Raw genomic sequence first — 13603 nt, 5'->3', positions numbered from 1 at the left:
CGTGAGCGACACGACGACCACGCCACCCGTCGACTGGGAGGTGCTGCACACCGCGGCCCGGGAGGCGATGGGTCACGCCTATGTGCCCTACAGCCGGTTCCCGGTCGGTGCGGCTGCTCTCGTCGACGACGGGCGGATCATCTCCGGCTGCAACGTCGAGAACGCCAGCTACGGCCTGACGCTGTGCGCGGAGTGCGCGCTCGTCTCCGCCCTGCACATGTCGGGCGGAGGACGCCTCGTGGCGTTCGCCTGCGTCGACGGCAAGGGCGAACGCCTCATGCCGTGCGGCCGCTGTCGGCAGCTGCTGTACGAACACTCGACGGCGGGCATGCTGCTCGACACCGTCTCCGGCATCCGCACCATCGACGAGGTCCTGCCGGACGCCTTCGGCCCACGTCAACTCGAGGAGTACCACGCATGAGTTCCGTAGAAGCATTCGACGTCGTCGATCTCATCCGTACGAAGCGCGACCGCGGCGAGTTGTCGACGCCGCAGATCGACTGGCTGATCGACGCCTTCACCCGCGGCTACGTCGCCGACGAACAGATGTCGGCCCTCGCGATGGCGATCCTGCTGAACGGCATGGAGCGACGCGAGATCCGCGACCTCACGATGGCGATGATCGCGAGCGGCGAGCGGATGAGCTTCGCATCACTCGACAAGCCGACCTCGGACAAGCACTCGACCGGCGGCGTGGGCGACAAGATCACCCTGCCGCTCGCCCCGCTCGTCGCCGTCTTCGGCGTCGCGGTCCCACAGCTGTCGGGCCGCGGGCTCGGGCACACGGGTGGGACGCTCGACAAGCTCGAGAGCATCCCCGGCTGGCGTGCGGCGCTGACGAACGACGAGATGATGGTGCAACTGGCGGACGTCGGCGCGGTCATCTGCGCCGCCGGCTCCGGTCTCGCCCCGGCGGACAAGCGCTTGTACGCCCTGCGCGACACGACGGGCACGGTCGAGGCGATCCCGCTCATCGCATCGAGCATCATGTCGAAGAAGATCGCCGAAGGCACCGGGGCGCTCGTCCTCGACGTCAAGTTCGGTTCCGGCGCCTTCATGCAGGACTACGAGCGTGCCGAGGAACTGGCGCGCACGATGGTCGCGCTCGGGACGGACGCCGGTGTGGCCACGACCGCGCTGTTGACGGACATGAACGTCCCGCTCGGCCTCGCGATCGGCAACGCGAACGAGGTCCGTGAGTCCGTCGAGGTCCTCGCGGGTGGCGGTCCGGCGGACGTCGTCGAGTTGACCCTCGCCCTCGCGCGGGAGATGTTAACGCTCGCCGGGCAGCCGGACGCGGACGTCGAGGGCGCCCTCGCGGACGGTCGGGCCATGGACGTCTGGAAGCGCATGATCCGCGCACAGGACGGCGACCCGGACGCACCGCTGCCGGTCGCCAAGGAGACCCACGTCGTCACGGCATCGCGCGACGGCGTGCTGGCGACGCAGGAGGCACTGCCGTTCGGCATCGCGGCCTGGCGCCTCGGCGCCGGTCGGGCCAGGCAGCAGGACCCGGTCATCCACGCGGCGGGCATCGACCTGCACGCGAAGCCGGGCGACGAGGTCCGGGCCGGACAGCCGCTCTTCACGCTGAGCGCCGACGATGCGGCCCGCTTCCCGCGGGCGCTCGAGGCCCTCGAGGGCGCCTACACGATCGAGGACACCGCCCCGCCGCGCGGCCCCATCGTCCGGGCCCGCATCGAGGCCTGACGGCCGCAGACGCTCAGTCCGTCGCCCGGTCCGCTGGGTGACGGACTGAGCCATGTCGCAGGATGCGTGCGAGCGGTACAGTGAACCCCGTGACCTCTGCAGACGAATCCCCCCTCTCCGGCGTCGACCTCCGCGCGCTTCCGAAGATCTCGCTCCACGACCACCTCGACGGTGGTGTGCGGCCCGCCACGATCATCGAGCTGGCCGAGGCCATCGGTGTCGACGTCCCCGTGTCGGACCCCGACGGCCTCGCCGACTGGTTCTACACGCAGTGCAACGCCGGCTCGCTCGTCGAGTACCTGAAGACCTTCGACCTCAGCACCGCGGTCATGCAGACCGAGGAGGGGCTCGTCCGCATCGCGCGCGAGTTCGTCCAGGACCTCGCCGCGGACGGCGTCGTCTACGGCGAGGTGCGCTGGGCTCCCGAACAGCACCTCACCCGGGGGCTCAGCCTCGACGCGGTCGTCGAGGCCGTCCAGGAGGGCATCGAGCTCGGCATCAAGGACGCCGCTCACTCCGGCTCCGACATCCAGATCGGCCAGCTCGTCACGGCCATGCGGCATGCCGACCGCGCGCTCGAGATCGCTGAGCTCGCCGTGCGCCATCGAGAGCGCGGCGTGGTCGGGTTCGACATCGCCGGCGCCGAGGGGGGCTTCCCCGCCAGCAAGCACCGGCTGGCGTTCGACTACCTCGCGGCCGAGCTGTTCCCGGTGACCGTCCACGCGGGGGAGGCCGACGGCATCGAGTCGATCCGGAGCGCCATGCTCGACGGCCGTGCGCTGCGGCTCGGTCACGGTGTCCGCATCGCCGAGGACATCTTCATCGAGCGCGACGACGCCGAGTCCCTCTACGCCACGCTCGGCCCCGTCGCCGAGTGGGTCCGCGACCGCAAGATCCCGCTGGAGCTCAGCCCGCAGTCGAACCTGCAGACCGGGGCCATCGCGGCCTGGGGCGAGGAGCTCGAGGACCACCCGTTCGACCTGCTCTACCAGCTCGACTTCGCCGTCACGGTGAACGTCGACAACCGCACGATGAGCGACACGAGCCTGACGAAGGAGCTCGCGCTCCTCTCCGAGGCGTTCGACTACGACCTCACCGACCTGGAGACCTTCCAGCTGAACGCCGCCGCCGCGACCTTCCAGCCGCTGGAGATCCGTGAGGCACTGGCGGACCGCATCAGTGAGGCGTTCGACGAATTCCTCGACGACGACGAGGACTGACGATGGCGGCAGGTGCTGTTCCGGCGACCGCCTGGGCGGCACCTGCGCGGCGGGCTTCCAGCCTCGGAGCGTTACGATGGTTCCGATCCATTCGGGTCGACCGATCCTCTGATTGAAGCGATGCCACTCCCAGAACTGTCCGAAGCCAGCGTCGCGCTCCATGTCGACGTCGACGACTGGCGCGAGGCGATCCGCGTAGCCGGATCGCTGCTGTCCGACACCCACGCGACGGACGCCGCGTACACCCAGCGGATGATCGACGTCGTCGAGGAGTTCGGCGCGTACGTCGTGATCGCGCCGGGCCTGGCGCTCGCGCACGCCCGACCGGGTGCCGACGTCCACGAGGACGCCCTCGTCGTCGCGACCCTCGCTGCTCCGGTCCGGTTCGGTCACCCCCACAACGACCCCGTGTCAGTGGTCCTCGGCCTCGCCGTCACCACCGCCGAGTCGCACGTTGGCTGGGTGGCGGAGATCGCCAACGTCTTCAACGACGAGACCGCCATCCCGCGGCTCGCAGCGGCCACGACGCTCGACGAGGTGCGGGCCGTGTTCGGCGCGTCCCCGCTGTCCGACGGAGAACCCGCATGAAGATCGTCGCCGTCTGCGGCTCGGGGGTCGGCTCCTCCGCGATCCTCAAGCTCAACGCCGAACGCGCGCTCGAACGCCTCGACCTCGAGGCCGAGGTCGTCGCTGGCGACATCGAGAGCCTCGGCACGACCGCGGCCGACGCCCAGGTGATCCTGACCTCGCCGGAGCTCGTCGAGCGCATCGGCAAGACCTTCGCCGACATCGTCGTCATCGACAATTACTTCGACCTCGCCGAACTCACCGAGAAGCTCGAGCGCGCCATCGGCTGACTGGTGCGGCCCGGTCTCCGGGCCGCACCAGTCGGGCCGCTCAGCCCATCGAGCGGCTAGGAGACGAGCGCCGTCAGGTCGGTCCGCAGGGCTGCGAGCTTCGCGGTGACGGTCGCCGCCCGCTCGGCGGCGTCGCCCTCGGCGGACTGCACGTCGACGTACACCTTGAGCTTCGGCTCGGTGCCGCTCGGCCGGATCATGACGCGGGTGCCGTCGTCGAGCCAGACGCGCAGGACGTCGCTCGGCGGGAGCGTCTCGAACCCGTCGGCGAGGTCGTCGATCCGGGTCACCCGAACGCCCGCGAGCTCTGTCGGCGGGAGTGCCCGCAGCCCGGCCATGACCTCGCCGATGCGGCTGAGCTCGGCGTAGCGGATGGAGATCTGGTCGCTCCCGAAGGAGCCGAAGGTGACCGCGAACCGGTCGAGGAGGCGCGCGACGGTCTCGCCCGCCTGCGCCGACGCCGTCGCGAGACCGAGGAACGCGACGGCGGCCGAGATGCCGTCCTTGTCACGCACGGTCCCGGGGTTCACGAGGTAGCCGAGGGCCTCCTCGAAGCCGAAGAGCATGCCCGGCGTCCGGGAGATCCACTTGAACCCGGTGAGCGTCTCCCGGAACTCGAGGCCGTGCGCCTCGGCGACGACGCGCAGGGCGGGGGAGGAGACGATCGAGCAGGCGAGCGTGCCCTCGGGTGCCGCGTCACCGTCGAGTCCGACGCTGGCGGCCTGGGCGGCCCGCCAGCCGAGGAGGAGACCGACCTCGTTGCCGGTGAGTCGACGGAACCCCGAGGGGGATGCGGCGTCGGGGATGGCGATCGCCAGGCGGTCGGCGTCGGGGTCGTTGGCGATGATGAGGTCGGCGCCGACCGCTCGCGCCGTCGCGAACGACAGGTCGAGCGCGCCCGGCTCCTCCGGGTTCGGGAAGCTGACCGTGCGGAACGTGGGATCGGGATCGATCTGCTCGGTGACGAGCTCCGGTGCCGGGTAACCGGCGGTCTCGAGGACGCGTCGGGTCGTCTCCCAACCCACGCCGTGCATGGCCGTGTAGACGACGCGCAGCTGGCTGCCCGCCGGGGCGGGAGCGACGGCTGCGGTCGCCGCGACGTAGGCGTCGACGACGTCCTCGCCCGCGATCTCGAACACCTCGCTGCGCGGGAGGTCCTGCACGAGCGCCGTCTCGGCGATGCGCCCGATGTGGGCGGCGATGGCCGCGTCGGCGGGGGACACGATCTGGGACCCGTGGTGCTCGCCACCGAGGTACACCTTGTAGCCGTTGTCGGCGGGCGGATTGTGACTCGCGGTCACCATGACTCCGGCCGAGGCGTCGAAGAACCGCACGGCGAACGCCAGGACGGGCGTCGGCAGGAGCCGTGGGAGGAGGATGGCGCGGACGCCGGCACCGGCCATCAGCTCGGCGGTGTCGCTGGCGAACACGGCGGAGTTCTTCCGACCGTCGTATCCGATGACGACGCTCGGCGTCACGCCAGCCGGCGCCTGCTCGAGCAGATAGGCGGCGAGCCCGGCTGCAGCCTGCGACACGAGGACCCGGTTCATCCGGTTGGAGCCGGCCTCGATGCGACCGCGGAGCCCGGCCGTGCCGAACTGCAGTCGGGTGTCGAAGCGGTCGTGCAGTTCTGCGACGGCCACGTCGTCGGACACGTGGGCGCGTTCGACGAGGCCTGCCAGTTCGGCCCGGGTCTCGTCGTCGGGGTCCTGGGCGAGCCAGGCCTCGGCGGTCGCGAGCAGGCTCGTCGCCTCGCTCACAGGGCCGCGACGATCTGCGCGAGGAGCTTGCTGATCACCGGTTCGGCCGCCTGGCCGGCCTCGATGACCTCAGCGTGGCTGAGTGGCGTCTGCTGGATGCCGGCCGCGAGGTTCGTGATGAGCGACATCCCGAGGACCTCCATGCCGGCCTGACGTGCGGCGATCGCCTCGAGCGCGGTCGACATGCCGACGATGTGGCCGCCGATCGCCTTCGCCATCTGCACCTCGGCCGGGGTCTCGTAGTGCGGCCCGCGGAACTGCGTGTAGACGCCTTCGTCGAGTTCCGGGGCGACGCTGTGCGCAATGTCCCGCAGCCGCTTGGCGTAGAGGTCGGTGAGGTCGATGAACGTCGCGCCCTCGAGCGGCGAGTCGGCCGTGAGGTTGATGTGGTCGCTGATCAGCACGGGCGTGCCGGGCGTCCAGTGGTCCTTGATGCCACCGGCGCCGTTCGTCAGCACCATGATGCTCGCGCCGGCCGCAGCGGCCGTCCGGACACTGTGCACGACCCGGCGGACACCGTGGTTCTCGTAGTAGTGCGTCCGGGCGCCGATGACGAGCGCACGCTTGCCGCTCGGGAGCAGGACCGAGCGCAACGTGCCAACGTGGCCCTCGAGCGCCGGCTTCGAGAAGCCGACGATCTCCGACGCGGGGATCGTCGCCGTCGTCTCGCCGATCAGGTCGGCCGCCTTGCCCCAGCCGCTGCCGAGGGTGAGCGCGATGTCGTGGCGTTCCACGCCGGTCTTCTCGGCGATCTGGCCGGCGGCTTCGCGGGCGATCTCGAAGGGATCGACGTCGGACAGATCGAGTGGATTCGCTGAGGTTTCGGACATCCTCTCACTCTAGACAGAGGCGGGGCCGGCACCCAACCGTGCCGACCCCGCTCATCCGCGCACGATCGCCGCGATCGCCGGGCCGGACGGGTTTGGTCCCGCCCCTGGTGGCGCGCGAGAATGGACGCATGGCCTACGAGTTCGAACGCAAGCAGCGAGTGGCGATCATCGGAGGCGGACCCGGCGGGTACGAGGCGGCCCTCGCCGGGGCGCAGCTCGGCGCCGACGTCACGCTCGTGGAGCGTTCAGGCGTCGGTGGAGCGGCGGTCATCACCGACGTCGTCCCCTCCAAGAGCCTCATCGCCACGGCCGACGCGGTCGGGGCCATCGGCGAGGCCGCCGACCTCGGAGTGCAGTTCTTCGTCCGCTCGGAGACCACCGGGAAGCCCAGCCGTCCCGAGGTCGCGGTGAACCTCGCCGCCGTGAACAAGCGACTGCTCGGATTGGCCCGCCAGCAGTCCGAGGACATGCGCGCGAGCCTCATCCGCGCCGGCGTCCGCATCATCAACGGTCAGGGGCGGCTCGACGGACCGAACGAGGTCATCGTCTCGACCGACCTGTCCGCCGGCACCGACTTCGACCGCATCGAGGCCGACACCGTCGTCGTGTCCGTCGGTGCCAGCCCGCGCCAGCTGCCCTCCGCGCTGCCGGACGGCGAGCGCATCCTCACCTGGACGCAGCTCTACAACCTCACCTCCGTCCCCGAGCACCTCATCGTCGTCGGCTCGGGCGTCACCGGCGCGGAGTTCGCCTCCGCCTACACGGCGCTCGGTTCCAAGGTCACGCTCATCTCGAGTCGCGACCAGGTGCTGCCCGGTGAGGACGCCGATGCTGCGGCGGTCATCGAGAACGTCTTCAAGCGCAACGGCATGACGGTCCTGTCGAAGTCGCGGGCCGACTCCGTCACCCGCACCGAGCACGGTGTCGTGGCCACGCTGTCCGACGGCCGGACCGTCGAGGGGTCGCACTGCCTCATGGCGGTCGGTTCGGTGCCGAACACCGCCGGGATCGGCCTCGAGGAGGCCGGTGTGCAGCTGACCGATTCCGGGCACATCCGCGTGAACCGGGTGGCGCGCACGAGCGTCCCCAACATCTACGCCGCCGGTGACTGCACGACCTTCCTGCCGCTCGCGTCCGTCGCCTCGATGCAGGGTCGCACCTCGATGCTGCACGCGATGGGCGACGCGGTGAACCCGACCGAGATCCGCAACGTCGCCGCGAACATCTTCACGCAGCCGGAGATCGCGACCGTCGGCTGGACCCAGAAGCAGATCGAGGACGGCATCGCCCAGGGTGAGATCTACAAGCTGCCCCTCGCGCAGAACCCGCGCGCGAAGATGATGGGCATCAAGGACGGCTTCGTCAAGCTGTTCGCGCGGACCGGCAGCGGCACGGTCATCGGCGGGGTCATCGTCGCCCCGAAGGCCAGCGAGCTCATCTTCCCGCTCGCCCTCGCGGTCGAGCAGCGGCTGAACGTCGACCAGGTCGCGCGCGCCTTCACGGTCTACCCGTCACTCACCGGGTCGATCACCGACGCGGCGCGCGCCATGCACATCGTCGAATAGGCGTCGACCTCGTCGAACGGTCGCCGAGGCGCCGGGGTTCACCGATCGCGGTTCGCGAGCACGATGCGTGCGACGGCAACCCGCGAGCGCACGCCCCAGGCGTGGAAGACGGCGCTCAGGTGCTTCTCCACCGTCTTGCGCGAGATGCCGAGGGCCGTCGCGATCTCGTCGTTCGACAGGCCGTCCGCGACGAGTCCGGTGAGATCCCGCTGTCGGGGCGTCAGCGGGGTGGTCGGGACCGGGACGGCGGTCAACGGCAGTGTGGCCGGGAGTCGTGACGGGAGCTGACGGCGGGACACGATCCCGAAGGCGGCGAGCACCCGGGTGACGTGCGCGTCGACCGTGCGCGAGGAGAGCTGGAGGACGGACGCGATCTCCGCCGTCGAGTTGCCCTCCGCGGAGAGGAGGGCGACCTCGCGTTCGCGCGGCGACAGTCCGTCCCAGCCGGATCCGGCGACCGGTGCGAGGCGTCGGCCGATCGCCTTCAGCTCCCGGGCGGCGGAGCGGGTCGCGGCGGTGTGCCCGCCGCGGACCGCCTGCTCGGCGAGCGCGGCGAGCTCGCGGACGGCCTGCGTCCGGTCGGACATGGCGATGAGGGCACGGGTCGCGAGGATCTCCCCGATCCCGGCTTCGAGCACGCGCCCGTCGGCCAACGCACGGGTGGTCGCCGTCCGTGCGAGGGCCAGGGCGTCGGCGGGTCGCCCGCGGAGGAGCTCGAGTTTGCACTGCATCCGGAGGATGGCCGGCCCGGGGACCCTGCGGTCGACATCGGCGGCGATGAAGCCGATGAGGCGTTCCGATTCGACGATGTCGCGGTCGAGGAAGGCGCTCGAGACGAGCAGCTCGATCGCGAGGGCCCGGTCCTGGACGGACAGGCCGCTGAAGTCGTTCCCCGAAGCGCTCCGGGCGAGGGCCGCGGCGCCGTGGTCGTCCGCGAGGGCGGCGAGACCGTAGCCGACGAGGAGGTAGCACGTCGTCTGGAAGGCGCCCGTGGGTTCGGGGATGGCCTGACGCACCCGGCGGGCGAGCGTCCTGGTCGCCCCCTGCTCGGCACGGTTCCCGGCGACGAGGCACTGCACGGCCTCCGCGTACAGCGCTGTCGGTCCGCTCCCTGCACGCTCGAACATCGCGAGTGCGGCGGCCTCGGCTTCGGCGACGCGTCCCTCATTGAGAAGCAGCCGGGCGAGGACCCCGTCGACGAGCGTCCGGTACAAGCGGCCCGGGGTGGCGGCGATCTCGTCGGCGAACGCGTCGGCGAAGCGCCGGGCGGCGTGGATCAGGACGTTGACGACGGCACCCTCGACGAGCAGGTACCCGACGAGCCAGGCCAGGGTCGGTTCGAGGTCGCCGCCGTCGTCGACGAGGGCGTCCGCCTCCGCGAAGCACCCCTCCAGCTCCGAGCCGGACGAGCGGTCCGACCCGAGGGCCAGCCCGGCGGCTCCGAGCACGAGCAGGCGCGTCGTCCGGTCGGAGTCGGTCGAGGCGGCGAGCGCGTCCACCGCGTCCCGGCGGCAACCCGCGAAGTCGGCGGTGGTGAACCGGGCGTAGGACAGGAGGGCGAGGACGCGGGGATCCGACGCCGCGTCCGGCTCGGCCTCGAGCAGCGCGATCGCACCGGCGGCGTCGAAGTCCGCCACACGATCCAACGCGTCTTCGAGGAGGTCGGCTGCTGACACCTGCTCAGCGTATCGTCGCCGGGTCCGATGCGACGCCCGAGGGCGCCGGTCGGGTCAGCTGATGGTGAGGAGCTGGTGACCAGAGGAGACCGTGGCACCGACCGTGGCGTCGATCGCGCCGACCGTGCCGTCCTTGTGCGCCGTGATGGGCTGTTCCATCTTCATCGCCTCGAGGACGACGACGAGGTCGCCCTTCACGACGACATCGCCCTCGGCGACCGCGAGTTTCACGATGGTCGCCTGCATGGGTGCCGAGACGGAATCACCCGTTGCACCCGAGACCACCGCTGCACCACCGCGGCGGTGCGGAGCGGGAGCGGCGACCGGTGCACCGACGTTCAGCCCCAGCTGTCCACCCGGAAGGCTGACCTCGAGCCGCTTGCCGCCGACCTCGACGACGACCGTCGAGCGGGCGGCGGGCGCTTGCTGCGCATCGATGGATCCGTCCCAGGGCTCGATGTCGTTGACGAACTCCGTCTCGATCCAGCGGGTGTACACACCGAAGGTGCCGTCCTCCGCGGTGAACGCGGGGTCGCGGACGATCTTGCGGTGGAAGGGGATGACGGTGGGGAGGCCGGCGACCTCGAACTCGTCGAGGGCGCGGCGGCTGCGCTCGAGCGCCTCCTCGCGGGTGCGACCCGTGACGATGATCTTGCCGAGGAGCGAATCGAACGCCCCCGAGATCGTGTCGCCGGCCGTGACGCCGGAGTCGAGCCGGACACCGGGGCCGCCGAAGGTCTTGAAGACGTGGATCGGACCCGGCTGTGGGAGGAAGCCGCGTCCCGGGTCCTCGCCGTTGATGCGGAACTCGAAGGAGTGGCCGCTCGGCTGCGGGTCGTCGTAGTCGAGGACGCCGCCCTCGGCGAGACGGAACTGCTCGCGGACGAGGTCGATGCCGGTGATCTCCTCGGAGACCGGGTGCTCGACCTGCAGGCGGGTGTTGACCTCGAGGAAGGAGACGGTGCCGTCCTTGCCGATGAGGAACTCGCAGGTGCCGGCACCGAGGTAGCCGACCTCCTTGAGGATCGCCTTCGACGCGCGGTAGAGCTCCGTCACCTGGTCGTCGGTGAGGAAGGGTGCCGGTGCCTCCTCGACGAGCTTCTGGTGGCGACGCTGCAGGGAGCAGTCGCGGGTGGAGACGACGACCACGTTGCCGTGCGCATCGGCGAGGCACTGTGTCTCGACATGGCGCGGCTGGTCGAGGTACTTCTCGACGAAGCACTCGCCCCGGCCGAACGCCGCGATGGCCTCGCGGGTGGCCGACTCGAAGAGCTCGGCGACCTCCTCGCGCTCGCGGGCGACCTTCAGGCCGCGACCGCCGCCGCCGAACGCCGCCTTGATGGCGACGGGCAGGCCGTGGATGTCGACGAAGTCGAGCACCTCCTCGGCGCCCGAGACGGGGTTGAGCGTGCCGGGGGCGAGCGGAGCGCCCACCTTCTCGGCCACGTGGCGGGCGGAGACCTTGTCGCCGAGCCGCTCGATGGCCTCGGGCGACGGGCCGATCCAGATGAGCCCTGCGGCCATGACGGCACGCGCGAAGTCCGCGTTCTCGGCGAGGAAGCCGTAGCCCGGGTGGACGGCGTCGGCGCCGGACCGTCGGGCGATGGACAGGAGCTTGTCGATGACGAGGTACGTCTCCGCGCTCGTCGTCCCGTCGAGGGCGTAGGCCTCGTCGGCGAGACGGGCGTGCATGGCGTCGCGATCCTGGTCGGCGTAGACGGCGACGGAGGCGATCCCGCTGTCCTTCGCGGCTCGGATGACGCGGACGGCGATCTCGCCACGGTTGGCGATGAGGACCTTGGTTATACGTGGCACAGTCCACGAGCCTACCGGGAGGCCCGGGTGAGCCTTTGGCTCACACGCACAAAAAAGGCGCAGGAACGACGTGCCGCCTCTACAACACCAGGGTCGTCAGAGGGCGCCGCGCCGGTTGCGGAGCTCGTGCCAGTCGTGTCCCAGCGTGCGGACGAGACGCCGCAGGGTCGGGAGCGAGAGGCCGACGACGGTCGACGGATCGCCCTCGATGCGGGTGATGAAGGCGGCACCCAGGCTGTCGATCGTGAACGCCCCCGCCACTGCCAGGGGCTCGCCCGACGCGATGTAGGCGTCGATCTCGGCGTCGTCGAGGTCGTCTGCGAAGGACACCTCGGCGCTCGCGATCGCGCCGATCCCGACCGGCGATGCACCGGTGCAGTCGATGAGCCAGTGGCCGGAGTAGAGGGTCCCCGTCCTCCCGCGCTGGGCGTGCCAACGTTCGCGGGCGCGCTCGGGCGTGTGGGGCTTGCCGTGGACGACGCCGTCGAGGACGAAGACCGAGTCGCCGCCGAGGATGAGGTCGACCGCGTCGCCACGTTCGCGCACGACGGCCAGCGCGGCCTCCGCCTTCGCCCGGGCGAGGAGTGCCACGACCTCGTCCGGGGCGAGCGGCGCACCTGCGGCGCGGGTCGCCTCGTCGACGGCCTGGTCCTCGTCGACCGACGATGGGACGACGATCGGCTCGATGCCGCTCGACCGCAGCAGGGCGAGTCTGGCCGGTGACGTGGAGGCGAGCGTGAGGCGCATGACGGTTCCTTCTGCAGTGGACGGTGGACTCCCCGCAGCCGCCCGTGTGACATGCTCGACGCATGAGCACGACGACTGCACGCACCGTGGAACTGGACATCACCAACGTAGCCCACGGGGGTGTCTTCGTCGCCCGGCACGAGGGCCGGGTGGTCTTCGTACCCGACACGCTCCCCGGCGAGCGCGTGCGGGCGCGCATCGTCGACGAGAACGAGAAGCGCTTCTGGCGGGCGGAGACCCTGGAGGTCCTCACGCCGTCCGAGCACCGCCGTCCGCACGTCTGGGCCGAGGCCTCCGTCGACCGCCAGCCGAGCGAGCGGGCCGGGGGAGCGGAGTTCGGACACATCGAGCTCGCCCACCAGCGCGCGTTGAAGCACCAGGTCCTCGCGGAGGGGCTCGAGCGGTTCGCCGGGGTCACGCCCGAGTTCACGGTCGACGCGGTCGACGGCGAGACGCCCGACGGCACCCGGTGGCGGACGCGGGTCTCCCTGCACGTCGACCAGCACGGCAACGTCGGCCCCTACGCCGCGCGGTCCCACCACGTCGTCCCCGTCGACGACCTGCCGCTCGCGATCGAAGCGGTGGCCGAGGCGGCCAAGCTCGAGGAGTTGCCGCACGGCACCACCTCCATCGACATCGTCGCCTCCTCGACCGGGACGGTCCGTGTCCTGACGCGTGCGGACGAAGTCGGAGGCGGCGACCGTCGGCGCGGTGGCGGCCGTGGTCGACGCGGGGGACCGAAGCCGGTCCGTCCGGCGGCCGACCCGATCCGCGAGCTCGTCGGCGAGCGTGAGTTCATCGTCGACGCGAACGGATTCTGGCAGGTCCACCGTCAGGCTGCGACGACCCTTCAGCAGGCCGTGTCCGCGGCCATCGACGGCGCGCGCTTCGACCCGCGCGCCGCGAACCTCGACCTCTACGGCGGCGTCGGCCTCCTGGCCGCGGGCGTGGGGGACCGTTTCGGCTCCACCACGCGCATCACGACCGTGGAGAGCGACGAACGCGCCACCGAGTACGCGGGCGAGAACCTGTCCGAGTGGGTGGGCGCACAGGCCGTCACCGCGAAGGTCGACGCCTTCCTGCGGTCGGAGATCGCGACGGGCAGTCGGATCGAGCGGTCCCGGTACGCCACCGCGACCGTCGTCCTCGACCCGCCCCGCTCGGGTGCCGGTGCGGAGATCGTCGCCATGCTCGGCGAACTGCGGCCCGCGTCGATCGTCTACGTCGCCTGCGACCCCATCGCACTGTCCCGCGACGTCGCCCTCCTGGCGGAGCAGGGCTACGAGCTCGACCACCTCGCGGCTTACGACCTCTTCCCCAACACGCACCACCTCGAGGCCGTCGCGGGCTTCTCTCGAACGGCTTGAGCGGGCCCGTGCCGACGGAGGCGACTCGCGATCAGGCCGTCGCGCCCGGCGGGTCA

The 13603-nt window shown here is 71.0% G+C and carries 12 protein-coding genes; 7 read left to right on the top strand and 5 right to left on the bottom strand.

Features of this window, described 5'->3' with window-relative positions:
• Position 1 precedes the first annotated feature (1 nt).
• The 5 genes from QRN19_RS06565 (at position 2) to QRN19_RS06545 (ending at position 3787) form a co-directional block, all read left to right on the top strand.
• Positions 2 to 421 carry a cytidine deaminase gene (locus tag QRN19_RS06565; protein ID WP_285025937.1) on the top strand — a complete coding sequence of 140 codons (420 nt, stop codon included), beginning with the start codon at positions 2 to 4 and terminating at the stop codon, positions 419 to 421.
• Positions 418 to 1710 (top strand): thymidine phosphorylase, encoded by a 1293-nt coding sequence (locus QRN19_RS06560; protein ID WP_285025935.1) that lies wholly within the window; start codon positions 418 to 420, stop codon positions 1708 to 1710. Before QRN19_RS06565 ends, QRN19_RS06560 begins: the two co-directional genes overlap by 4 nt.
• Positions 1711 to 1772: 62 nt before the next feature.
• Positions 1773 to 2930, top strand: a complete 1158-nt coding sequence (locus QRN19_RS06555) for an adenosine deaminase (protein WP_502928034.1) — start codon at positions 1773 to 1775, stop codon at positions 2928 to 2930.
• Between the two features lie 120 nt (positions 2931 to 3050).
• Positions 3051 to 3518, top strand: a complete 468-nt coding sequence (locus tag QRN19_RS06550; RefSeq protein WP_285025933.1) for a PTS sugar transporter subunit IIA — start codon at positions 3051 to 3053, stop codon at positions 3516 to 3518.
• Complete coding sequence (locus QRN19_RS06545) at positions 3515 to 3787, top strand: PTS sugar transporter subunit IIB (protein WP_285025932.1); 273 nt, start codon at positions 3515 to 3517, stop codon at positions 3785 to 3787. Before QRN19_RS06550 ends, QRN19_RS06545 begins: the two co-directional genes overlap by 4 nt.
• Before the next feature lie 56 nt (positions 3788 to 3843).
• On the opposite strand, the gene QRN19_RS06540 is transcribed toward QRN19_RS06545, so the two are convergent.
• Entirely contained in the window at positions 3844 to 5547 is a 1704-nt protein-coding gene (locus QRN19_RS06540; RefSeq protein ID WP_285025931.1) for a phospho-sugar mutase, read from the bottom strand.
• Positions 5544 to 6377: a purine-nucleoside phosphorylase gene (locus QRN19_RS06535; RefSeq protein WP_285025930.1), complete on the bottom strand. Its 834-nt coding sequence runs from the start codon at positions 6375 to 6377 to the stop codon at positions 5544 to 5546. Before QRN19_RS06535 ends, QRN19_RS06540 begins: the two co-directional genes overlap by 4 nt.
• A 128-nt stretch (positions 6378 to 6505) precedes the next feature.
• On the opposite strand from QRN19_RS06535, the gene QRN19_RS06530 reads away from it, so the two are divergent.
• Positions 6506 to 7942 (top strand): NAD(P)H-quinone dehydrogenase, encoded by a 1437-nt coding sequence (locus QRN19_RS06530; RefSeq protein WP_285025929.1) that lies wholly within the window; start codon positions 6506 to 6508, stop codon positions 7940 to 7942.
• A gap of 38 nt (positions 7943 to 7980) precedes the next feature.
• Here the strand turns inward: QRN19_RS06530 and QRN19_RS06525 are convergent, their stop codons facing one another.
• The 3 genes from QRN19_RS06525 to QRN19_RS06515 all read right to left on the bottom strand — a co-directional run bounded on the left by QRN19_RS06525 (position 7981) and on the right by QRN19_RS06515 (position 12180).
• Positions 7981 to 9618: a helix-turn-helix transcriptional regulator gene (locus QRN19_RS06525; protein ID WP_285025928.1), complete on the bottom strand. Its 1638-nt coding sequence runs from the start codon at positions 9616 to 9618 to the stop codon at positions 7981 to 7983.
• A 54-nt stretch (positions 9619 to 9672) separates the two neighbouring features.
• On the bottom strand, positions 9673 to 11433 hold the full coding sequence (locus tag QRN19_RS06520; RefSeq protein WP_079707321.1) for an ATP-binding protein: 1761 nt from the start codon (positions 11431 to 11433) through the stop codon (positions 9673 to 9675).
• Positions 11434 to 11529: 96 nt separating this feature from the next.
• Positions 11530 to 12180 carry a Maf family protein gene (locus QRN19_RS06515; protein WP_285025927.1) on the bottom strand — a complete coding sequence of 217 codons (651 nt, stop codon included), beginning with the start codon at positions 12178 to 12180 and terminating at the stop codon, positions 11530 to 11532.
• Between the two features lie 62 nt (positions 12181 to 12242).
• Here QRN19_RS06515 and QRN19_RS06510 point away from each other — a divergent pair, with 62 nt between their 5' ends.
• Positions 12243 to 13547, top strand: coding sequence for a class I SAM-dependent RNA methyltransferase (locus QRN19_RS06510; protein ID WP_285025926.1), 1305 nt, complete (start codon positions 12243 to 12245; stop codon positions 13545 to 13547).
• The last annotated feature ends 56 nt before the right edge of the window (positions 13548 to 13603 follow it).

The sequence above is a fragment of the Plantibacter sp. ME-Dv--P-122b genome (assembly GCF_030209375.1).
In the GTDB taxonomy this organism is placed as follows: Bacteria; Actinomycetota; Actinomycetes; order Actinomycetales; family Microbacteriaceae; genus Plantibacter.
Note: the sequence above shows the minus strand (reverse complement) of the source record. Positions and strands in the feature narration are given on the sequence as shown.